The 20627-nt window shown below is 42.6% G+C and carries 23 protein-coding genes and 1 tRNA gene; 12 read left to right on the top strand and 12 right to left on the bottom strand.

Annotated elements, in window-relative coordinates; translation table 11 throughout:
* Positions 1 to 10 precede the first annotated feature (10 nt).
* The 5 genes from JSY38_RS13655 to JSY38_RS13635 form a co-directional block, all read right to left on the bottom strand.
* Complete coding sequence (locus JSY38_RS13655; protein ID WP_114410998.1) at positions 11 to 715, bottom strand: flagellar hook assembly protein FlgD; 705 nt, start codon at positions 713 to 715, stop codon at positions 11 to 13.
* A gap of 10 nt (positions 716 to 725) precedes the next feature.
* A complete protein-coding gene (flgC, locus tag JSY38_RS13650; RefSeq protein ID WP_205113622.1) occupies positions 726 to 1175 on the bottom strand; it encodes a flagellar basal body rod protein FlgC in 450 nt (149 codons plus the stop codon).
* Between the two features lie 5 nt (positions 1176 to 1180).
* The gene (flgB, locus tag JSY38_RS13645; protein ID WP_114410996.1) at positions 1181 to 1573 is read right to left on the bottom strand and encodes a flagellar basal body rod protein FlgB; all 393 of its coding nucleotides are present in this window, start codon (positions 1571 to 1573) and stop codon (positions 1181 to 1183) included.
* Positions 1574 to 1781: 208 nt separating this feature from the next.
* A complete protein-coding gene (locus JSY38_RS13640; RefSeq protein WP_114410995.1) occupies positions 1782 to 2618 on the bottom strand; it encodes a CheR family methyltransferase in 837 nt (278 codons plus the stop codon).
* A 58-nt stretch (positions 2619 to 2676) separates the two neighbouring features.
* Positions 2677 to 3606 (bottom strand): chemotaxis protein CheV, encoded by a 930-nt coding sequence (locus JSY38_RS13635; protein ID WP_114410994.1) that lies wholly within the window; start codon positions 3604 to 3606, stop codon positions 2677 to 2679.
* A gap of 139 nt (positions 3607 to 3745) precedes the next feature.
* On the opposite strand from JSY38_RS13635, the gene flgA reads away from it, so the two are divergent.
* The 4 genes from flgA (at position 3746) to JSY38_RS13615 (ending at position 5543) form a co-directional block, all read left to right on the top strand.
* A complete protein-coding gene (gene flgA / locus JSY38_RS13630) occupies positions 3746 to 4438 on the top strand; it encodes a flagellar basal body P-ring formation chaperone FlgA (RefSeq protein ID WP_114410993.1) in 693 nt (230 codons plus the stop codon).
* Positions 4439 to 4554: 116 nt separating this feature from the next.
* Positions 4555 to 4869 carry a flagellar biosynthesis anti-sigma factor FlgM gene (gene flgM, locus JSY38_RS13625; protein WP_205113621.1) on the top strand — a complete coding sequence of 105 codons (315 nt, stop codon included), beginning with the start codon at positions 4555 to 4557 and terminating at the stop codon, positions 4867 to 4869.
* Between the two features lie 37 nt (positions 4870 to 4906).
* Positions 4907 to 5386: a flagella synthesis protein FlgN gene (locus JSY38_RS13620; RefSeq protein ID WP_114410991.1), complete on the top strand. Its 480-nt coding sequence runs from the start codon at positions 4907 to 4909 to the stop codon at positions 5384 to 5386.
* An 81-nt stretch (positions 5387 to 5467) separates the two neighbouring features.
* Positions 5468 to 5543 (top strand) — tRNA-Arg (locus JSY38_RS13615).
* Positions 5544 to 5613: 70 nt separating this feature from the next.
* Here JSY38_RS13615 and JSY38_RS13610 read toward each other — a convergent pair.
* The 4 genes from JSY38_RS13610 to JSY38_RS13595 are packed head-to-tail and all read right to left on the bottom strand — an operon-like array spanning position 5614 to position 8543.
* Complete coding sequence (locus tag JSY38_RS13610; RefSeq protein ID WP_110575287.1) at positions 5614 to 6021, bottom strand: OsmC family protein; 408 nt, start codon at positions 6019 to 6021, stop codon at positions 5614 to 5616.
* A gap of 43 nt (positions 6022 to 6064) precedes the next feature.
* Positions 6065 to 6880, bottom strand: coding sequence for an indole-3-glycerol phosphate synthase TrpC (gene trpC / locus JSY38_RS13605; RefSeq protein WP_205113620.1), 816 nt, complete (start codon positions 6878 to 6880; stop codon positions 6065 to 6067).
* Positions 6881 to 6900: 20 nt separating this feature from the next.
* Positions 6901 to 7941 (bottom strand): anthranilate phosphoribosyltransferase, encoded by a 1041-nt coding sequence (trpD, locus tag JSY38_RS13600; RefSeq protein ID WP_114410989.1) that lies wholly within the window; start codon positions 7939 to 7941, stop codon positions 6901 to 6903.
* 23 nt (positions 7942 to 7964) lie between these two features.
* The gene (locus tag JSY38_RS13595; RefSeq protein ID WP_114410988.1) at positions 7965 to 8543 is read right to left on the bottom strand and encodes an anthranilate synthase component II; all 579 of its coding nucleotides are present in this window, start codon (positions 8541 to 8543) and stop codon (positions 7965 to 7967) included.
* A 353-nt stretch (positions 8544 to 8896) separates the two neighbouring features.
* On the opposite strand from JSY38_RS13595, the gene JSY38_RS13590 reads away from it, so the two are divergent.
* A complete protein-coding gene (locus JSY38_RS13590) occupies positions 8897 to 10228 on the top strand; it encodes a magnesium transporter (protein WP_205113619.1) in 1332 nt (443 codons plus the stop codon).
* Between the two features lie 62 nt (positions 10229 to 10290).
* Positions 10291 to 11481: a mechanosensitive ion channel family protein gene (locus tag JSY38_RS13585; protein ID WP_205113618.1), complete on the top strand. Its 1191-nt coding sequence runs from the start codon at positions 10291 to 10293 to the stop codon at positions 11479 to 11481.
* 85 nt (positions 11482 to 11566) lie between these two features.
* Here the strand turns inward: JSY38_RS13585 and JSY38_RS13580 are convergent, their stop codons facing one another.
* Together JSY38_RS13580 and rpe are read right to left on the bottom strand one after the other, a co-directional pair.
* Entirely contained in the window at positions 11567 to 12247 is a 681-nt protein-coding gene (locus JSY38_RS13580; protein WP_205113617.1) for a phosphoglycolate phosphatase, read from the bottom strand.
* Positions 12247 to 12918 carry a ribulose-phosphate 3-epimerase gene (rpe, locus tag JSY38_RS13575; RefSeq protein WP_205113616.1) on the bottom strand — a complete coding sequence of 224 codons (672 nt, stop codon included), beginning with the start codon at positions 12916 to 12918 and terminating at the stop codon, positions 12247 to 12249. The genes JSY38_RS13580 and rpe overlap by 1 nt, the downstream gene beginning before the upstream one ends.
* A 90-nt stretch (positions 12919 to 13008) precedes the next feature.
* Here rpe and JSY38_RS13570 point away from each other — a divergent pair, with 90 nt between their 5' ends.
* Complete coding sequence (locus JSY38_RS13570; protein WP_205113615.1) at positions 13009 to 13983, top strand: DUF3530 family protein; 975 nt, start codon at positions 13009 to 13011, stop codon at positions 13981 to 13983.
* A gap of 20 nt (positions 13984 to 14003) precedes the next feature.
* Here JSY38_RS13570 and djlA read toward each other — a convergent pair whose 3' ends face one another.
* A complete protein-coding gene (gene djlA / locus JSY38_RS13565; protein WP_114410984.1) occupies positions 14004 to 14795 on the bottom strand; it encodes a co-chaperone DjlA in 792 nt (263 codons plus the stop codon).
* 127 nt (positions 14796 to 14922) lie between these two features.
* On the opposite strand from djlA, the gene JSY38_RS13560 reads away from it, so the two are divergent.
* The 5 genes from JSY38_RS13560 to apaG are packed head-to-tail and all read left to right on the top strand — an operon-like array spanning position 14923 to position 20627.
* Complete coding sequence (locus JSY38_RS13560) at positions 14923 to 17175, top strand: LPS-assembly protein LptD (protein WP_205113614.1); 2253 nt, start codon at positions 14923 to 14925, stop codon at positions 17173 to 17175.
* A 2-nt stretch (positions 17176 to 17177) separates the two neighbouring features.
* Complete coding sequence (locus tag JSY38_RS13555; RefSeq protein ID WP_205113613.1) at positions 17178 to 18425, top strand: peptidylprolyl isomerase; 1248 nt, start codon at positions 17178 to 17180, stop codon at positions 18423 to 18425.
* A gap of 10 nt (positions 18426 to 18435) precedes the next feature.
* Positions 18436 to 19455: a 4-hydroxythreonine-4-phosphate dehydrogenase PdxA gene (gene pdxA / locus JSY38_RS13550; RefSeq protein WP_205113612.1), complete on the top strand. Its 1020-nt coding sequence runs from the start codon at positions 18436 to 18438 to the stop codon at positions 19453 to 19455.
* Entirely contained in the window at positions 19452 to 20252 is an 801-nt protein-coding gene (gene rsmA, locus JSY38_RS13545) for a 16S rRNA (adenine(1518)-N(6)/adenine(1519)-N(6))-dimethyltransferase RsmA (protein WP_114410980.1), read from the top strand. The genes pdxA and rsmA overlap by 4 nt, the downstream gene beginning before the upstream one ends.
* Positions 20253 to 20627, top strand: a complete 375-nt coding sequence (apaG, locus tag JSY38_RS13540; RefSeq protein ID WP_114410979.1) for a Co2+/Mg2+ efflux protein ApaG — start codon at positions 20253 to 20255, stop codon at positions 20625 to 20627.

Genomic DNA, 20627 nt, shown 5'->3' with positions numbered 1-20627 from the left:
TGCTCTCCAATCACCCTAATATTTCTAATTCAGTTGTGAGTTTAATTTTGCCGTGGTTTTCTACATTCAAAGCTGTCCCATTCTCACCATTAATGGTGACCCCCTGAATACGAGCAGGCAAACGAGTATTCATCGCAGAGACCTCCCCTTTATCATTTGTAGAGGAAGCTGAGAAACGGTATTCCCCAGGCGGCAAAACATTTCCGTCATCATCTTTTTTATCCCACTTATAGTCGGCACCATTAAGTGTTGCTGTACGCACAAGACGGCTATCTGCATCAAAGATCTTCAACGTTGCAGTCTGAGAGTTTTCAGGTATGACAACCCTTAGCGGCACCTCTTCCAAGCCTTCCGTTACTTTCGCCTTACTACCTTCCATTAAAACCGACTTACCAACCAGCGTCGAAGCACTCAATGCTTGATTGGAGGTCAATGAAGTCGCCATATTTTCCAGCTGATCAGATATACTCGTTAGCCTTTCTAGAGAGCTAAATTGAGACATTTGGGCCACCATGTCATTGGTATCCTGTGGCGCCGTTGGATCCTGACCTTTTAATTGCTCTATATATAATTTCAAGAAGACATTTTGATCTGCTAATGCAGCCTCTTCCTTTGTTACTTCAGGCTTCTCAATACCAGCTTTTGACTTAGCGGCATCCGTCCCATATTGAGAGATCAGACCACCAAGACCTTTTGTATCAGAGATATTTGCCATATATCAGCTCCTATGACTGCCCAAGCGTTAGCATTTTCTGCATCATGCTTTTTGCGGTGTTCATAATTTCTACATTCGTTTGGAAAGATCTAGAAGCCGACATCATATCAGCCATCTCTTCCATCGGATTTACATTCGGATAAAACACATAACCGTCGTCATTGGCCATTGGATGATCTGGTTCATATCGCGGCTGTAAAGGCGCATCAGACTCCACAATACCATCAATTTTCACACCAACACCTGCACCGCTATTATCTGCTTTAACATTTCCCCAGCCACGCTCACGCATGCTGTCATTCATCATCTGTGAAAAAACCGGCTTACGGGCACGATATGTCTGATCTGCTGAGCTTGCCGCGCTGTCGACGTTAGCCATATTGCTCGCTATTGTGTTCAAACGTACAGTTTGAGCACTCATTGCAGATCCAGAAATTGTAAAAATATTACTCAAAGACATCGCTATTAGTTCCCAATAAGTGCTTTTTTCATGCCGCTAATTTTTCGGTCTAAAAACATAAAGCTAGTGTCAAACTGCATAGAGTTCTGTGCGTATTCAGCTTGCTCTCTTTGCATATCCACTGTATTACCATCTAAAGAAGGTTGGTTAGCGTTTCTATAAAGCAACCCCTCAGGCTCACCCGCAACCCCTTCTCCAGCCATGTGGCGAGAATTAGTACCTGCAAGCTTCAACTTATTACTTTCATCGCTTAAAAGAGAATCAAACGAGATATCTCTCGCCTTGTAGTTTGGCGTATCCGCATTCGCAATATTATTTGCAAGCACGGCAGCTCTCGCGCTTCGGAACTCAAGCGTTTTGTCATGTCCTGCAAATGCGTTTGAAAAAGAAATAGCCATTTAACCCTCAATAAAAACGAGTTTTAATCAATACAAAACATATAAAGCAATTATGATGCCAAAAAATAAAGCTTATGTTTTTCAATGATTTACATAAAAAATACTGCTAAACGGCAAAAAGCGGCAAACTTAAAGGTAGGACAAAAGATACAAAAAAGCCCATCCATAAACAGGACAGGCTATTTGAAAAGCAAAAAATTAAGGTAACTTATAAAGCCTTAGCTTTGTAAACAATCCCTGGGTGACATTGCACAATTTCGAAATAGTCAGAAAGACCACTTAGCGCCTCTGAGCCACCAAGAAACAAATACCCTCCCGGCTTTAAAGAGGCATGCATTCTTTTCAAAATATCTAACTTAAGATCGACGGTAAAATAAATCAGTACGTTTCGACAAAAAATCACATCAAATTTGCCTAACATTGAGAAAGACTCAATTAGATTCAAATACTTAAACTCAACGCGTGCGCCTAAATTCGACTTAATTTTCCAAGTAGCATCATTTATCTTGTCAAAGTAACGCTTTTGTAGATCTGCACCGAGACCTCGAGCAATTGCCAAACTATCGTATTCACCTTGCTTGGCATGCTTCAAAATATTAGTACAAATATCTGTGGCAACTATTTTTTCACCTGCCTTTAAAACACCTGGTCGAGAAGATTTAAACTCTTCAATCACCATACTAATTGAGTAAGGCTCTTGACCAGTTGAGGATGCGGCCGACCATATTCTCAAAGGGGATGCCGTCATTTCTGGCAACACCTTCTCTTTCAAAATAGTGAACGGGTGAGTATCCCTAAACCATAAGGTTTCATTTGTCGTCATTGCATTAATGACTTCTTCTTTCAATTTGGAGCCACCAAATTTTTCCAATGCATCTACAAGCTGCTCTATTTTAGAAAAACCCTCTCTTTCTAAGATTTTCCCCAAACGACTGGCAACCAAGTACTGCTTATTATCACTCAACGAAATTCCGCAAACTTTCTGCAGATAGTCCCTGAACCTGATATAACCATTCGGCGTAATTGTATTTGTACTACTGAGCATTAAAACTCCATACGTTCCAGATTCAATAAATAAAGCCTATCTAAAGAGAGACTAAATGTTATTCCGATTGCACCTGAACAGTTTCTATTGCCAATCGGGCAAGCTCATCAGGTTGAAATTTCGCTAAAAATCCGTCAGCACCAACTTTCTTAACCATTGCCTCATTAAAGACACCACTTAAAGAAGTGTGAAGAAGAATAAAGAGATCTTGTAAGCGGCTATCATTACGAATAGCGGTCGTTAATGTATAACCATCCATCACTGGCATTTCAATATCAGAAATGACCATTGAAAACTCTTTCGTTACATCTTTTCCATCTGCCACCAAAGCCTGAAGATAATCCAGCGCCTCTCGTCCATCACACAATACGGTTGTTGCAAAGCCAACTTGCTCCATACAACGCTTAATCTGCTTACGGGCAACAGAGGAATCATCTACGATAAGAATATGATGCTTCTGGGCATTTTCAGTGACGCCATTATTAACAATGCCATCTGAAATATCTTGGCGTGTCGGTGCAACCTCAGAAAGAATTTGCTCTACATCAATAATCTCAACCATCTCTTTATCTACCTGACAAACTGCCGTCAAGTAGTTGTCATTTGATAGGCCTTTTGGAGGTGGCTGAATATCACTCCAATTCATATTCACAATGCGTTCAACACCTCGCACCAAGAACCCCTGAATTCGGCGGTTATACTCAGTAATAATAACAAAGCACTGACTAATATTCTCAATAGGACTTGCACCTGTAGCCAGGCCCAAATCTAAAATAGGAATCGTGCCACCACGAATATGAGCCACCCCTCTAACGACTGGTGAGCTATGAGGCATAGTGGTCAATTTAGGGCACTGCAGTACTTCTTTTACCTTAAAGACGTTAATACCGTAAATCTGCTTACCATTTAAGCGAAACAACAGCAATTCAAGTCGGTTTTCCCCTACAAGCTGTGTACGTTGGTTAACAGTATCCAAAACTCCAGCCATAAACGCCTCCAAAATGTATAAACATATACTGAGGTATTACCTCAAAATTGTTAAAATGCATCGTCCGATGATAAAGTGAATTCGATTTTTTTACTAACTATCTTACTAATCACGCAATAATAAACAAAGAGAGCGAATCATGCGAATCATAAGGCTAAGTATAGCCTTCATTTGTTTCCAAGCAGGTTTAACTTTTGCAGCCTCCATAGAAGAGCAAATTAACCTCTATATCAACCAAGTAGAGATTCCTCGATTGTCAGAAATATACCCTGATGCAGCCATCAGTATTTCACTAAACAACCTCGCCGCTTTAAACTATCTGCCGGACTGCGAAAGTGGATCAATTCAAATAAATAATCAACGACCAGACGCTATCAAACGTACAAACTATGAAATAAGTTGCCAATCACCAACTTGGAAATCCTACATACCAGTTACACAAAGTATCTCGATCCCCGCGATCAAGACCACCACACCAATAAACCGCGGACAAGTTATCAGCCAATCCAACACAGATGTTGGCGAGGTCGACATATCCACCCTAAGAGGCGATGTCTTCACACTAAAAAAGCCACCTTACGGCCTCATTGCCTCTCGAAACCTACGGATCAACACCTTTATTACAGATGACCTAACTAGCCTGCCAACCCTGGTAAAAAAAGGAGACCTTGTACTCATTACCGCAAGCAGTGGCACTATTATAGTAAGGATGAACGGCGTTGCTTTAGAAAATGGTGTAAAAGGCCAACAAATTCGAGTTAAAAATACAAGTTCTGAACGAATTATATACGGCAAAGTTGTAACTAACAGTGAAGTTCTTGTAAACTATTGAATAAGGATTATTCGGCAGCTTAACTTATAAACTCTTTACACCAAAGTTTTTACTAAAGTTCTTCTAGACTCTGCCGACAATATAGACAGGCAAATTATTTAAGGGCGGAAAACCCAATGGCAATACATTTTACAGGTCTATCAAATCAGAACACGATAAACAAAAGTGAGCGATCGCAGAAAGACGATGTAGCGGGCAATGTAACAGCAAAAAACACCCCAGTACAAAGCGGTGGCACACTTGCTGAAGATACCGTGAAATTAAGCGGTACAGCTCAAACGCTACAGAGCCAGCAATCTAAAATCAACAACTTACCAGATGTTGATATGGATAAAGTAGAGCAAATTAAAAACGCAATAGCTTCTGGCGAGTACAAAATCGACACGCAAAAGCTAGCAAATAACATGGCTTCTATGGATTCATTATTCTAAGCTATGAACTCAATGCATCGAGCAAACGGTTTGCCTTATGATTCCTATCGCCCCAATATTCATCAGAAGCAAAGAGGTATTAGAAAAACTATCTGCGCTTCTTGATGAAGAACGCTCTGCTTATGGCGAATTAGACAGCGATACCATCATTAGCATAGCGGAACAGAAACAAACCCTCCTTGATGAAATGAATCAACTTAATGAGACAAGAGTCAACATTCTCATTAAATTTGACATCGTAGACCGAAAAAAACCAACCGAAGAAGAATTTAAAAGCTGGCTTAACCTTCAAGACAGTTCATTAGATAATGTACGCCTACTCATGCAAGAGTGCGAAGAACTCCTCAACAAGTGCAAAACCAAGAACAACACTAACGCACGCGTACTCAACACACTTCAAAAGCGTAATAAGCATCTTTTTGAATTACTACAGGGCCACAGCACTAAAAATAAAGTCTATACCTCCAGAGGCTCGACACACCCAATAAGTAGCAAACACACACTTGGTAGAGCGTAAAAAACCATACAAATCAACATCGTATTGACCATACATTTGTATTCCAAACCCAAATAATGTATAAAACACTTCTTCAAATACGTCCTCATAGGTAAACAGGATATACCGGCCGCCTCCTAAGCAGCTATTCCAGGTTCGAGTCCTGGTGGGGACACCAAACATCTAGAAACTGACACAAAAAAAGAGCCTTACGGCTCTTTCTAAATCCACGCTTTTAGTTTGTCGTCTTACTCAGCTTCAACCACTTCAAAACTATGAACTATCTTCACTCCGCCTTTTTCTAACATCAAAGAAGCAGAGCAATATTCCTCAGCCGATAATTTCACTGCACGCGCAACCACGCTTTCTTTTAAGTTGCGACCTGTCACAACAAAATGCACTCGAATCTCTGTGAATACAGCCGGAACTGCATCCGCTCGATCCGCATCAATTTGAGCCACACATGACGTCACATCTTGACGGGCTTTTTTAAGAATCCCAACTACATCATAAGAAGTACAGCCACCCAAACCTGCAAGCAAAAGCTCCATTGGTCTTGGCCCAGCAGTCTGATTACCATCAATCTCTATTTTAAAACCAGAGCCAGTTTCAGCGGTAAAATGCACATCTTCTTGCCAACTTACATTTGTCTTCATTATTCAACCCTACTTCAATTTGCCAAGACTAAAACCATCGCCACTAAGACTGAAACAGTTCTGCCAATTTTTCACCTGGATCATCAGCACGCATAAAGGCCTCACCAACCAAAAAGGCATGAATGCCTTTTTCACGCATGATCGCAACATCATCTCGAGTATGGATTCCACTTTCCGTAACAATAAGACGATCGGAAGGCACACTACCCATCAATTCAAACGTGTGATTCAAACTAAGCTCAAACGTATGTAAATCACGGTTATTAATACCAAACAACTCTGTCTCAGTGTACTCCAGAGCCAATTCCAATTCAGGGCGATTGTGTACTTCAACAAGCACATCCATTCCAAGATCTCGCGCCATTCGATCCAGCTCACGCAATTTCTCACCATCAAGGCAAGCTGCAATTAAAAGAATGCAGTCAGCACCTATCGCCCTCGCTTCTAACACCTGATATTCGTCGACAATAAAGTCTTTTCTAATCACTGGCAGCTTACAAGCTGCACGAGCTTCCACTAGGTAATCTTCATGCCCTTTAAAAAAGTCACTGTCTGTCAAAACAGATAAACAAGCTGCTCCAGATCGCTCATAGGAACGAGCAATATCGGCTGGTATAAAGGGATCTCGTATAATTCCCTTGCTAGGCGAGGCTTGCTTAATTTCAGCAATGACACCCGCTTTTCCTATGGCAACTTTATGCCTTAAAGCTTGAGCAAAGCCACGTGGCGCGTTATGAACATTTGCTACTGAGGCCGCGACCTCTAAGTTTCCATACGGTGTATGAGATTTACGCTCAGCAATCTCCTCATACTTTCGCTCCACAATTTTCTTAAGAATTGTCGGTGTTTCTATTTGCATTAGGCTACTGCTCCTATTTTCTACAGTGAGTCAGAACTCATAAAACAACGCGTGAAACTAGCAAGCTCAGACATTTTAACTTTGGCCGTACCACCACCAATCACATCTTCCGCAATATTCACACCTTCAGCTAACGTGTCTGCAATACCAGAGACATAAATTGCCGCACCAGCATTAAGAGCCACAATATCTCTAGCGGGATTAATTTTCCCTTTGCCATCCAATGCCATTTTCACTAAAGCTAGGCTTTCCGTCGCATCTACAGCCTGAATCGAATCAATTGATTGTAAAGGGATACCAAAATCTTCAGGAGAGATCTTATATTCTAGAATTTCCCCATTTTTTAGCTCTGCTACATAGGTTGGGGCAGCAATACTAATCTCATCCAAACCATCTTCTGAATGCACAACCATAACATGCTCACTACCCAAAGCCTTTAACACCTCAGCAATAGGACGAACCCATTTTTGGTGAAACACTCCCATTACCTGGCACTTTGCATTTGCAGGATTTGTTAGAGGGCCAAGCAAATTAAAAATAGTACGTGCCGCCATCTCTTTTCGAGGCCCCACTGCGTACTTCATCGCAGAGTGATGATTAGGGGCAAACATAAAGCCCAAACCAATTTCTTCAACACAACGGCAAACTTGCTCCGCATTGAGTCCAAGGTAAATACCAGCCTGCTCAAGCACATCAGCACTACCAGACTTAGAAGAAACAGAGCGGCCACCATGCTTTGCCACTTTACCGCCAGCCGCAGCAACAACAAAAGCAGACGCGGTAGACACATTAAACAAATTCCCACCGTCGCCACCCGTACCACAAGTGTCAACAACATGCTCAAGGTTCAAGTTTACCTTGCTGGATAATTCTCGCATCACCTGCGCTGCTGCCGTAATCTCTTCGACAGTCTCACCTTTCATTCTAAGGCCAATTAAAAAACCGCCTATTTGTGCTGGAGTGGCCTTTCCCGTCATGATGTCATTCATCACTATTCGCATCTCGTCGCCGCTCAAATCATGGCGCTCAACAACTGCAGCAATTGCTCTTTGAATATCCACCAGCCTCTCCTATCTTGTTAAAACTATCGCGTTAAGAAATTGGCCAACAAAGCATGACCTGACTCTGTCAGAATCGACTCAGGATGAAACTGCACCCCTTCAACGGCAAGCGTTTTGTGTCGAATCCCCATAATTTCATCTCGTTCACCAGCCGCATTTTGACTCCACGCCGTCACTTCAAGGCAGTCCGGCAAAGAGTCAGCAGACACCACTAAAGAATGATAACGTGTTGCGGTTTGAGGGTTTGGCAATCCAGAAAATACCGAGGTATTTTGATGGTAAATCAAGGATGTTTTGCCATGCATGACATTTTTAGCACGAATCACCTCCCCACCAAAGACCTGACCAATACTTTGATGGCCTAAGCAAATGCCCAATATAGGAATTTTTCCTGCAAATGCCGCTATTGCAGGCATAGAAACCCCCGCTTCATTTGGCGTACAAGGGCCCGGAGAGATCACCAAATGAGAAGGCGCAAGGCGCTCAATTTCCTCAACACTAATTTCGTCATTACGAAACACTCGCACATCCGCACCCAACTCACGAAAATACTGCACAAGGTTGTAAGTAAAAGAATCATAATTATCGATCATCAATAACATAAAGAAGGGACGCGCCTATAAAATAATGCTGACCTATACCAATGCCATAATCCGCAGAAACTGGCACAAAAAACAAAACACATTTACAAGTAACACGAACCTGCATTTTAAGTGCGCTAAATTCTACACTGTCAGAAAGATCCTGTCTCGCCAGAGCGTACTCTCAAAGTCACCCAAACAGCACCCCAGCCGAGGAATTAATCATCACAATTTGACAAAGTTATTCAAAAATATGAAAGGTTTTCAATAAAATCTTGTAAAAACAAAGTCTTGCTTGATCTACGCTCAGCTATGTCAGACACTAAAAAGCATGTTATTGTAAATATCATTTTTCAGTGTTTTAAGGATGCTCTGTGCATAGCCAAGTCGCCGCCCTCATAGAAACCCTCATTCATGACGAACACTCTCCCGAGTCCGTTAACAAGGCTATTTCAGAGCTAACGCCAGACGATGTAGCGCTAGCACTTGAATCCATACCACTTGTGCAACGACGACAAGCATGGGCAAACATCAAACAAGCCAATCGACTGGACATCCTAGTTGAGATGCGTGGCGAATCTCGTCAACTATTGCTCAAGGAGCTTGATGATTCAGAGATAGAAACACTGTTCACAGATGTTGATGCGGAAGATTTACTTGAAATAACCGATTCTCTACCAGATCGACTCGTAGACATTGCGCTGAAGCAAATGGACACCAAGCAACGTGAATATTACCAACAAGGTATCGTTTACGATGATGACGTTGTTGGTCGTTGGATCGATCACGAGTTATTGATTGCATCTCAGTCCATTCGGACTTCTGAAGTAATGAGGCTCCTAAAAAAAAGCACACCAAATTACACAGACATGATTTATCTGGTGAATAGAACAGGGCGCTGGGTTGGTTGCGTAAAATTCGACCAACTATTTAAAGCTCAAGGCCATGAAGCTATCTCTAGTCTAATTGATGAAGAATGCTCATTCATCAACGCTAGCACCGAACTTACAAAAGCCTCGGAGCAACTTGAACGCTCATCACTTTCTGCTCTACCCGTTGTGGATGACAACCAAATTTTATTAGGTCGCTTTCACGCAGGGCTCGCCATGGAAACTTGGCGTTTAGAGCATGAAGCACAGCAGATGTCGACCGCAGGTCTGAACGAAGAATCTGACCTATTTGCACCAGTAAAACGCAGCGCCGCAACCCGTGGAATCTGGCTTGGCATCAATTTGCTAACCGCATTCCTAGCTTCGGCTTTTATCGGGCTGTTTGAAGCCACCCTGCAACAAGTTGTTGCACTGGCGGTATTAATGCCTGTTGTTGCCTCTATGGGCGGTATCGCTGGTAGCCAGACTCTCACGCTAATTGTCCGAGGCTTAGCACTTGGACAGATTACTCGCAGCAATTTAAAGTCACTATTATCCAAAGAGTTAAAAGTCGGCAGTCTAAACGGTATATTGTGGGCCATTGTCATTGGCGTAGTCACCTTATGGTGGTTCGAAAGCCCAATGCTTGGCATGGTGATCGGCTTAGCCATTATCGTCAATATAATCATGGCTGCCTTATCAGGCGTTTTAATCCCAGTACTACTGGACAAACTACGTATTGATCCCGCTCTTTCTGGCTCCGTTATTTTAACTACAGTAACAGACATCGCGGGGTTTGTTGCCTTCTTAGGGCTAGGAACCTTATTACTTATTTAACGCAACAGGCCTAACATTTAATCCAAGCCATTCACGAACATAAAAGATATAGAGTAATAAAAATGAACTGGGAAACAATGCAAGTATATTTAGGTCTTGGTGATACTAAGATGCACTGGATCGTTCGAGTCTTTTTAGTGGTACTAATCACTCTCACCATCAACTTTATTGCCACTCGCATTTTAATGCGCATAGATAAAGAGCTAGAAAAGACCAAAACACCTTGGGACAACGTTTTAATTCACGCAGCACAAAAGCCAATCGGTGTATTCATATGGTTAGCAGGGTTAAGTGTCGCGGCAGAGATATCTGGTAAAGAGCTAGACCCTAACTTCATATCTTTCATTAAGGCGACCCGTGAAGTCGGCATTATTGCCCTACTAACTTGGTTCATTTTACGCTGCATCTCCGAAAGCGAGCGCACCTTAACAAGCTCGAATAAAATCGCTAACAAGGTTGATTACACAACCGCTAGCGCAATCAGCAAGCTCTTACGCGCAACCATCATTATTACTGCCGTGTTAGTAGCGCTACAGACTCTGGGTTACAGCATTTCTGGGGTATTAGCATTTGGCGGTGTTGGTGGTATTGCCGTAGGCTTTGCCGCAAAAGATTTACTGGCCAACTTCTTTGGCGGGTTAATGGTTTACTTAGATCGCCCCTTTGCTATTGGCGACTGGGTTCGCTCCCCTGACAAAAACATTGAAGGAACCGTAGAGCACATAGGCTGGCGCCAAACCCGTATTCGCACCTTTGATAAACGCCCTTTATATGTTCCTAATTCGACTTTTTCGTTAATTTCAGTCGAAAACCCATCTCGTATGTCTCATCGACGTATTAACGAGACGATCGGTGTCCGCTATTGTGATTTTAGCCTTCTTTCAACTATCCTATCTGAGATAAAAGAGATGATTTCCAACCATGAAGATCTAGACACCAACGAAATCTATATGGTGAATTTCAACCAATTCGGCCCATCATCTCTAGACTTCTTCATTTACGCTTACACAAAAACCGTAGATTGGCGAACTTTTCATGACGTTAAACAGGATGTACTTTTCAAAGCCATGCAGATTATTGAATCACATGACGCTGAAGTTGCGTTTCCGACCCATACGGTTCATATGGCGAATGATAGTCAAATGACACTGTTGTCAGAGCAAACAAACTCACCTGAGCAAAATTCAGCAAAGCAGTCACAGAGAGAACAAGAATCAACAAAACAGTCTGCGAACAAGCAGAACTCAAAATAATCCATCAAGATACAAACTTAAGCACAAAAAAAAGGGCCAAACTTAAAACAGTGTGGCCCCTTTATTTTTCTCACCAAAGATTAAATCAGACCAACAACTCGGCTAAATCATCAATGATCGCATCAGCTCCTAATCCAGCAAGATCAACACCTTGATGATAACCATAGGTCACCAAGGCGCACTTAAAGCCAGCATTATTTGCGGCCTTAAAATCTGTAATGGAATCCCCGATCATTAGGCAGTTTTCAGGCAAAGCCTCAATAGACTCACTGCAATGCAGTAAAGGCATAGCGGATGGCTTTTTCTCTTCTAAGGTGTCGCCCCCCAACAGCCAACCAAATTGCTCATTGAGTTCGAAATGATCCAACATAGGCTTCACAAAAGCACTGGGCTTATTAGTAATTAAAGCCACTGGCACACCATTATGTTTAAGAGCCTTTAGCAAGGCTTTAACGTTTGGATACAGCTTCGTCCCATCTATCAAATGGGCATGATAGTGCGTTAGAAAAATACGATACGCCTCTTCCCGCTTAGCAGGATCAACTTGTGCCCACTCAAGAGCCTGCTCAATCAATTTGACCGAACCAAAGCCAACCCAACCTCGAACTCGCTCTTCACCTGCAAGCGGAGCTCCAAACTCAGCCAAAAAAGCATCTACCGCGCCAGCAATATCAGGAACGCTATCAACCAAGGTTCCATCAAGATCTAGACAAACCAGCTCAGGCCAACCTTCAAACCATTTTGAAAAATAGCTAGGTGTTTTCATTAACGTACACTCGCTAATTCTTTGCGCATGGTATCAATAACATCCTTGTAATCCTCTTTGCCAAAAATAGCCGAGCCCGCAACAAAAGTGTCCGCACCGGCTCGGGCTATCTCTGCAATATTCTTCTCACTAACGCCACCATCTACTTCAAGACGAATGTCGTAGCCACTGGCGTCGATCAAAGCACGAGCTTCACGCAGCTTATCCAACGTACCTGGAATAAAAGACTGCCCCCCAAACCCTGGGTTAACTGACATTAATAAAACCATATCGACCTTATCTAACACATGCTTTAAATAATGTAGAGGGGTTGCTGGATTAAAAACTAGACCGGCTTTGCAGCCACCATCTTTAATCATCTGCAATGAGCGATCAATGTGCTCACTGGCTTCTGGATGAAAAGTAATGATAGAAGCACCAGCTTCAATAAAATCACCGATCATTCGATCAACAGGCTTCACCATCAAATGCACATCAATTTCTGCGGTCACACCATGTTTTCTCAGAGCTTTACAGACCATAGGACCAATCGTTAAATTAGGAACATAATGATTATCCATCACATCAAAGTGTATGATATCGGCTCCGGCCTTCAATACATTGTCGACCTCTTCGCCTAATCGAGCGAAATCGGCAGAAAGGATAGAAGGGGCGATGATAAAATCATTCATATCTGACTCCAGCAGTGACACAATAAAGGTCTCATAATGAAAATGTAGACCGCATTTTAACAAGGCCTTTATAAGAAGTATTGAAAAACAATGAAGAAAATTAATGCCATACTCTACGTTATCATTGCACTTCTTTCCTTGAACACGCCTGCCCTATTGGCGGAAGAGCCACAAGCTTCAGGCGATAATGCTAATCCTGAACCCGCATCCCCACAAGCGGCAGACCAAGAATACATCCTTCCTAAACCACAAGCATCGCGAATAGAGCATTTAAAAAGCTCTTTGGCTTTAAGACAGTTAGACCACCAAATACAAACCTTGGAAGCAAATGGTGAGTCTTTTTTAACTCTATACAATCCATCGCTGACCCCCTCTACACAAGGCTGCGTCATTTTACTGCATTCGGACAATGAACACCCTGACTGGCCAGATGCTATTGCCCCATTGCGCAATGCGCTGCCAGAATATAGTTGGTGCACGCTGGCCATAGAAGTGCCGGATATCATAAAACGTGCAGCGCCTGTACAGACCATCTCAACAGACAATATAAATAATCAAGACTCATTAGAGCTACCAGACCAAGCCAATACCTTTGCAAGAATTGAAGCAGCTATGAATATGGCTAGGGCAGATGGTATCGAGCAATTTGTATTACTTGGCTACAAAACTGGTGCTAGTTACGCCCTTGCATTTTTAGCTAACAACCCAGAGTCAGGCGAAGCGTTAGTACTAGTCGATATTGAATCGCCTACCACAATGTCAGATTACGCTAACGCCCAGCAAATTCGCCAGATAGCTAAACCAACGCTGGACTATTACATAAACAACAATGGCAGTGAGCGGTTTGCTACTTGGCGAAAACAAGCTGCAAACCAAAGGACAGAAGGCGATATTGATTATATTCAACTAGACGCAATACCAGACAGAGTCACTGGCAAAAACAGCAAACAATTACTCATTCAGCGCGTACGTGGTTTTCTAAAACAAAATACCACCCAAATAACGCAGCAAAAGCAACTTCCCAACATAAAAAAAGGGCTTTTTTATAAAAGCCCTGTTGATTGATATTAGATTCGCCTTACTTGCTATTTACGAGCATTTTTGACCATTTCATAGGCCGATTGAATTTCCTGAGTCCGCTCCTTTGCTAACTCTATCATTTCATCAGGAAGACCTTTAGCACTTAACTTGTCTGGATGATTCTTGCTCATTAAACGACGATAAGCCTTTTTAATATCAGCATCACTCATATCTGCGGTCACACCAAGAGCTTCATAGGCAGCCTTAAGCAAATCTTTTGACCCTGCACTATCCGCAGAAGATTGATAACCTTGTCGAAAATGAGCTTGTTGCTTAACCTGAATATGCAAAGCTTCAAATTCCGCAGCCGTTACACCAAGATGAGCACAAACCTGAGACACAAACGATTTTTCTTCGACACTAAAATGCCCATCAGCGTAAGCAGAGACTAACAGCACTTCTAACAATGTTCGCGTCAAGTCTCCTGGACCAACCACTTGCTTAAACGTATCTAAAACAACGGTCAAATCAAAATTAGCCGATTTACCTTCGTTAAACAGCTGCCTAGCTTGCTCTTGAGCAGCAGGCGATAATCGTAAACGCTGCATCACAGACTGCGCCAACTGAATCTCAGCTTCAGATACCTGACCATCTGATTTGGCCAGTCGCCCCATCAAAAGAAATAATGTTCGAAAAAAAGTTTCTTGCTGAAGGCGAACATTCGCGCCATTACGAATCGCACCGAAAGTGCCTCCAGCCTGCGATTTATCAATAACTCCGCCGACAATAAAACCAAGCAACCCACCTAAAAAGCCTGCTAATATATAACCCAAAATTGCACAAACAATTTTCCACATAAAGATATTTCTCCAGAATCGGTAGCCCCTATAGGCCTGCTTAGATTATCATTTGTCTCAACACGTGGACCCGCTTATGGGCAGTATCCGATTTCGGACAATAACTATTGGTACAAGTATACCCTGCATGTTTAAGCATTTACGCACCTACACCTTATTTTTTCAAAGTCTTTTCATATTGCCTATTGCGCATGCGCAAGTAGATCAATGGGACTGGACACCCAGAGAATCCCTAACTGCCGAGCAACAAACTCAGCTCAATCAATATTGTCAGGGAAGCTACGTTAACAGCTGGCAAGCCACTAATAGCGAAACAACAAACTTAAGTGGTGATCTGATTGTTCGAGACAAGAATGGGGTAATTCACCTTAAAGGGGCGGCAGAGATCGTCCAACCCAATTCGACATTATCGGCCGATACGATTGAAGGCATCCCAGATGACTACTATCGCGCCGATGGCAATGTCACCTTACGTGGCAACAATCAATTAATACGCAGCTCCAACGCTTACATTTCAAATAACGGCAATGGAACAACCGAATTTAATGATGCGACCCTGCTTAACCACCAGTCAGGTACTCGTGTTGCAGCCAAATCGCTGTCGAACGACCAAGATGGAGTAGTCTTCATTGAAGAGGGCTTCTTTACTACTTGCGAGCCAACCCAAGAGAGCTGGAAACTTTATGGAAGCTCAATTGAGTTAGACACCAAAAGTGGATTCGGAACGGCAAAGCATGTGCAAATACGCATCGCTGGCATACCGGTCTTTTACTTTCCATGGTTACGCTTTCCACTAGATGACACCCGTCAAACTGGCCTTCTATTTCCTGAATTTGGCTATTCTGGATCAGACGGTCTAAGTTTCTCAGCACCATTCTACTGGAATATTGCACCAAACTACGACGCTACCATTACACCTCAGTTCATTCAGAAAAAAGGGGAAGGCATAGACTTAGAGTTTCGTCATCTAAGTCCTTACGGACAAACGACATATGAACAGTCTACTTTCTCTGATAATGATGAAGGCGAGCAGACACTATTGAAATTAACCTCTAAACAAAAATTTAACGACCACTTCAATGCTGGCTTTTTATTAGAGGCAAACCCAACAGACAATAAATTCCCAGAAGCCAACAGCACCACTATTGGTGAAAAAGATCATTATCAACGAAGCATGTACTTTGCTTTCAATAATGGCAATTTCTTCAATAAAGTCACTTACCTAACTTACCAGACACCAGACAATTCAGATGATCAACCTTTTGAGTGGCGCCCTCGAATAGACAGCTCTTATCAAATGTCTTCGTACTATATGGACTACAAAGTAGATGTTCAGTACACAGATTTTTACGATCCCGCTGAAGATAATTTTGATGGCGAGCGTGTCGTACTTAACCAAAACTTGGCACTGAATTTTAGTAACGAATGGGGGTCAATTAGCCCCGGATTACTAACTCAGTACCGTGATTATAATCTACACAACTATACAACCAACACCGAGAGCTCAAATACTGTCGGCCACCTATCTAGCTATATTGATTCTTCATTATTATTTGAGCGTCAAATATTGGACGGTGAAACAGTAAGACGACAGACTCTTGAGCCACGCTTAAGTTACCTATATTCACCGTTTGAGTATCAAAATCAGGTCCCTAACTTTGATACCAGCGAGCCAACTATGACTTACTCTCAAGCCTTCAGCCACACTCGCTTTAACGGTAGTGATCGCATTGGTGATACAGAGCAGGTAACCTTCGGCCTAGAAAGTCGTCTATATGATGCAAACAATAATGAAAAATGGGCCTTTAAGGCAGGGCAAGTCTTTTATTTGGAAGATCGTTATGTTGGTATTGATGGCAATACAATTAAAAACACCGCTGTTGATGACTCTAAGCGTAGCGACTTATTAACCTCTGCAGATTACTACGGCAATCGCTATAGTCTAACGGCAAATTTAAACTACAACCTAGATGACCAAAACGTTAATTTGGCTCAACTTGTTGCTTCGGTCGAACCTGTAGATGACGTCAAAATTAATCTAAGTTATTTGTATTCAATTAATAACACAGACCCAGATGATGACGCCAAACAAGCCAGTATTGGAACGATATTTCCACTTAACCAAAACTGGTCTATGTACACTCAATACACCTATGATTTCACCCGAGAAGACTCAACTAAGGAAATCGTAGGTTTAGGCTATGAAAACTGCTGTATCAAAGTATCGCTTAGCTATCAAGATTGGCTAAATGATGACAATGTATTTGATAGAGGTGTCTTTTTACAATTTATTTTACGTGGTTTAAGCACTGCCGGCCGAGCAAACAGCGAAGCCAATATTGCTGATAACTATTGGAACCAAGGAAACGTTGGATATTAATCATGAAGTTGTCTTTTTTATCTTTTATTCTGTTTGCATTATTACCCTTGCAATCACTACACGCAGCACCAACAAAAATCGATGGTATTTCTGCCATTGTGGACTCGAGCCCTATTTTAGAGAGTGATATCCAAAGCCGCTTCCAAATCGTGAAAGAACGCGTTCCTGGCGGCATTATGACAGACAACATTCATCGTCAAATTCAAAACCAAATGATCGACGAAGCACTGCAGGTAAACTATGCACGCAAAGTCGGTATGAGAGCCTCCAGCTCCGATGTCGACAATGCCATTCTTGGTGTTGCCAAAAACATGAATCAGGACCTTCAAGGGCTGAAAAATGTACTTGCTAGCAAAGGAATTAACTACGCACGCTACCGAGAACAAATTGAGCAAGAGATTCTGATCAACAACATCAAAAGAGAAATAATCAAAAAGCGCATTGTGATTTCAGACCAAGAGATCAACGATTACTTAAGCTCTGACACCAGTATTACTAAAGAAAAAGACCAAGTTCATTTGCGCCACTTACTGATTCGAGCGACCAACTCTGAGCAAGCGAAAAGCAAAGTAGAAGCCATCGCACAAAAGATTCAAACTGAGGATGACTTTATTCAACAAGCGATTGAAAACTCAGATGGGCAATTCGCTATTGAAGGCGGTGATTTAGGCTGGAGACCATTAAATCAGCTTCCACCGCTGTTCGTACGAGCCCTTGACTCACAAAGTGGTCGACTTGTTGGCCCGTTACAAAGCAACGCAGGCTTTCACCTCTTGTGGGTAATTGAAAAGCGCTCTCCTGATGTGACATTGCAACAACAAACAAAAACTCGACATATTCTTATTAGAGCTAATGAAATCAGAAACATGGCACAAACTAAAACGGTCGCTGAAGAAATTTACACCAAGCTACAAAATGGCGCTGATTTCTCTGAACTCGCCAAGGAATACAGTGAAGACCAAGGCTCGACCTTACAAGGTGGAGACCTAGGCTGGGTCACACCAGGCACTATGGTCGCAGAATTCGAAGAGATGATGGACCAAACAGCCATCGGAGATGTGAGCAAGCCTTTTAGAACACAATTCGGTTGGCATATCCTTCAAGTTGAAGGTCGCCGTGAAGCAGATATTAGCGATAAAGTTAAACGCAGCAATGCAGAACGCGCCCTAACAGCACAAAAGCAAGATATTGTGTTAGGCAATTGGCTTGATGAATTACGCGCCGATGCCTTTATAGATATTAAAGATTAAGGGTCACCTAATGCCTAACGATCTGCTTGAGTCATTGCCTGTTATTGCCATCACGTCAGGGGAGCCTGCAGGCATTGGTCCGGATATTATCCTTAGTGCACTAAGCGAACAGGCATTCCCTGCGCGCTTAGTGATTCTTGCCGATCCAGAATTGCTTAAAGACAGAGCCCAAAAACTTGGGATCTGTGTGGAAATCCAAACTTTAAGCAACCCTAAAGACACCCCACCTCATCGGCAAGGCCTTATTAGCGTACTGCCAATAAAGCAAGCAAAGCCCACTACAGCGGGCATATTAGACGTCGACAACTCGCCCTATGTGTTAGAAACACTTAAGCAAGCTGGTGAAGGTTGCATACGAAAAGAATTCGATGCCATTGTCACGCCACCTGTTCACAAGGGTGTTTTATGTGAGACTGGGATACACTTCTCTGGACATACTGAGTTTTTTCAAGCCCAGTGCCAGTCCCCTCATGTTGTTATGATGCTAGCAACCGAAGCGATGAAAGTGGCTTTAGTTACCACTCATTTACCGCTGAAAGATATACCAGCTGCGATCACAAAAGACAGTATTAGCCTTGTTACCAGAGCACTTAATCAAGATTTAATAGAAAAGTTTGGCATCAAAAAACCCAAGATACTCGTTTGCGGGCTAAACCCACATGCTGGCGAAGACGGTCATTTGGGCAGAGAAGAAATCGACGTCATTATCCCAACACTCAATAAACTCCGCCTAGAAGGACTCAATCTCATTGGTCCTTTGCCAGCAGACACACTTTTCACCCCAAAATACCTAAATGATGCCGACTGTGCTTTGGCCATGTATCACGATCAAGGCTTACCTGTGTTAAAATATTCAGGTTTTGGTAATGCCGTCAATATTACATTAGGCTTACCTATTATTCGGACATCTGTAGACCACGGCACGGCGATTGATTTAGCCGGCACAGGCAAAGCAAGCAACGGCAGCCTAAAAGTGGCCATTCAACATGCTATTAACATGGCAAATAACGCGAAAAAGTTTTCTAAATGAGCAAACCACAACCCCATAAAGCCAGAAAAAGATTCGGCCAAAATTTTCTTCACGATCATGGTGTCATCCGAAAAATTGTCGCCTGTATAGGCCCTAAAAAAGGACAGCGCATCGTAGAGATAGGACCCGGTAAAGGGGCCCTAACGGAAGGAATTATCAGCGTCACTGAGCGCATGGACGTGGTTGAGCTTGACCGTGATCTTATTCCTATACTAAGAGTAAACCTGTTCCGCTACCCTGACCTTACGGTACATGAAGCCGATGCGATGAAGTTTGACTTCACCTCCCTAAGAACAGAAGAACAAGCCATTCGAGTTGTTGGTAATTTGCCTTACAATATTTCAACGCCTCTAATATTCCATTTACTAAGCCAAGCTAGCGCTATTGAAGACATGCACTTCATGCTACAAAAAGAAGTAGTAGACCGATTGGCCGCACGTCCAGGTGACAGCTTATATGGACGACTCAGTGTCATGGCGCAATATTACTGCGCTGTTGAATCACTTTTTATTGTTGGACCCGAGTCTTTCGACCCTGCACCTAAAGTCGATTCAGCCATTGTTAGAATGACGCCTTACAAAACACCACCTCACCCTGTCAACGATATTAAGAAGCTAGAAGACATGGTTCGAATTGGCTTCCAACAACGACGTAAGACCCTTCGAAACAACTATAAAGGGGTACTGGACAATGATGATTTTGCGGCAGTAAACATCGATCCAACACTGCGCCCAGAACGATTGGATGTAGAAGATTTTGTTAGAATTACAAACTACGTCCTTAACAAGGAAGGCTGAATGGAAAAATATGACGTCGTAGTTTCTGTTCGAACAGAATATATAGCAAGCCAATCTACACCAGCTGAGTCACGCTATGTATTTGCTTACCATATATCCATTACTAACTGTGGAACCGAGTCTGCAAAACTTCAGACTCGCCACTGGGTCATCACCAATGGCAACGAACAAGTTCAAGAGGTTAAAGGCAGCGGTGTCATAGGCGAATACCCCTATTTACAGCCTGGGGAATCTTTCCATTACACAAGCGGCACAGTGATGGACACAGTGGTTGGTAGTATGCATGGCAGCTACCAATTTCTTGCAGATGATGGCACAGAATTTCGTGCCCCAGTTCGCCCGTTCACCCTGTCTGTTCCTAACCAAATTCACTGA

The organism is Marinomonas foliarum, assembly GCF_016906065.1.
Taxonomy (GTDB): Bacteria; Pseudomonadota; Gammaproteobacteria; order Pseudomonadales; family Marinomonadaceae; genus Marinomonas; species Marinomonas foliarum.
The sequence above is the reverse complement of the archived record's forward strand: the minus strand, read 5'-3'. Positions and strand labels throughout refer to the sequence as shown.

Bases quoted from the DNA above. Each gene is read 5' to 3' on its own strand.
- rsmA (WP_114410980.1), top strand. From the start codon at position 19,452: ATGAGCAAACCACAACCCCATAAAGCCAGAAAAAGATTCGGCCAAAAT.
- trpC (WP_205113620.1), bottom strand. From the start codon at position 6,880: ATGCAAATAGAAACACCGACAATTCTTAAGAAAATTGTGGAGCGAAAG.
- JSY38_RS13610 (WP_110575287.1), bottom strand. From the start codon at position 6,021: ATGAAGACAAATGTAAGTTGGCAAGAAGATGTGCATTTTACCGCTGAA.
- JSY38_RS13570 (WP_205113615.1), top strand. From the start codon at position 13,009: ATGAAGAAAATTAATGCCATACTCTACGTTATCATTGCACTTCTTTCC.
- flgM (WP_205113621.1), top strand. From the start codon at position 4,555: ATGGCAATACATTTTACAGGTCTATCAAATCAGAACACGATAAACAAA.
- JSY38_RS13555 (WP_205113613.1), top strand. From the start codon at position 17,178: ATGAAGTTGTCTTTTTTATCTTTTATTCTGTTTGCATTATTACCCTTG.
- JSY38_RS13620 (WP_114410991.1), top strand. From the start codon at position 4,907: ATGATTCCTATCGCCCCAATATTCATCAGAAGCAAAGAGGTATTAGAA.
- flgB (WP_114410996.1), bottom strand. From the start codon at position 1,573: ATGGCTATTTCTTTTTCAAACGCATTTGCAGGACATGACAAAACGCTT.
- JSY38_RS13595 (WP_114410988.1), bottom strand. From the start codon at position 8,543: ATGTTATTGATGATCGATAATTATGATTCTTTTACTTACAACCTTGTG.
- JSY38_RS13655 (WP_114410998.1), bottom strand. From the start codon at position 715: ATGGCAAATATCTCTGATACAAAAGGTCTTGGTGGTCTGATCTCTCAA.
- JSY38_RS13560 (WP_205113614.1), top strand. From the start codon at position 14,923: ATGTTTAAGCATTTACGCACCTACACCTTATTTTTTCAAAGTCTTTTC.
- JSY38_RS13585 (WP_205113618.1), top strand. From the start codon at position 10,291: ATGAACTGGGAAACAATGCAAGTATATTTAGGTCTTGGTGATACTAAG.
- djlA (WP_114410984.1), bottom strand. From the start codon at position 14,795: ATGTGGAAAATTGTTTGTGCAATTTTGGGTTATATATTAGCAGGCTTT.
- pdxA (WP_205113612.1), top strand. From the start codon at position 18,436: ATGCCTAACGATCTGCTTGAGTCATTGCCTGTTATTGCCATCACGTCA.
- flgA (WP_114410993.1), top strand. From the start codon at position 3,746: ATGCGAATCATAAGGCTAAGTATAGCCTTCATTTGTTTCCAAGCAGGT.
- flgC (WP_205113622.1), bottom strand. From the start codon at position 1,175: ATGTCTTTGAGTAATATTTTTACAATTTCTGGATCTGCAATGAGTGCT.
- JSY38_RS13580 (WP_205113617.1), bottom strand. From the start codon at position 12,247: ATGAAAACACCTAGCTATTTTTCAAAATGGTTTGAAGGTTGGCCTGAG.
- JSY38_RS13635 (WP_114410994.1), bottom strand. From the start codon at position 3,606: ATGGCTGGAGTTTTGGATACTGTTAACCAACGTACACAGCTTGTAGGG.
- apaG (WP_114410979.1), top strand. From the start codon at position 20,253: ATGGAAAAATATGACGTCGTAGTTTCTGTTCGAACAGAATATATAGCA.
- JSY38_RS13640 (WP_114410995.1), bottom strand. From the start codon at position 2,618: ATGCTCAGTAGTACAAATACAATTACGCCGAATGGTTATATCAGGTTC.
- rpe (WP_205113616.1), bottom strand. From the start codon at position 12,918: ATGAATGATTTTATCATCGCCCCTTCTATCCTTTCTGCCGATTTCGCT.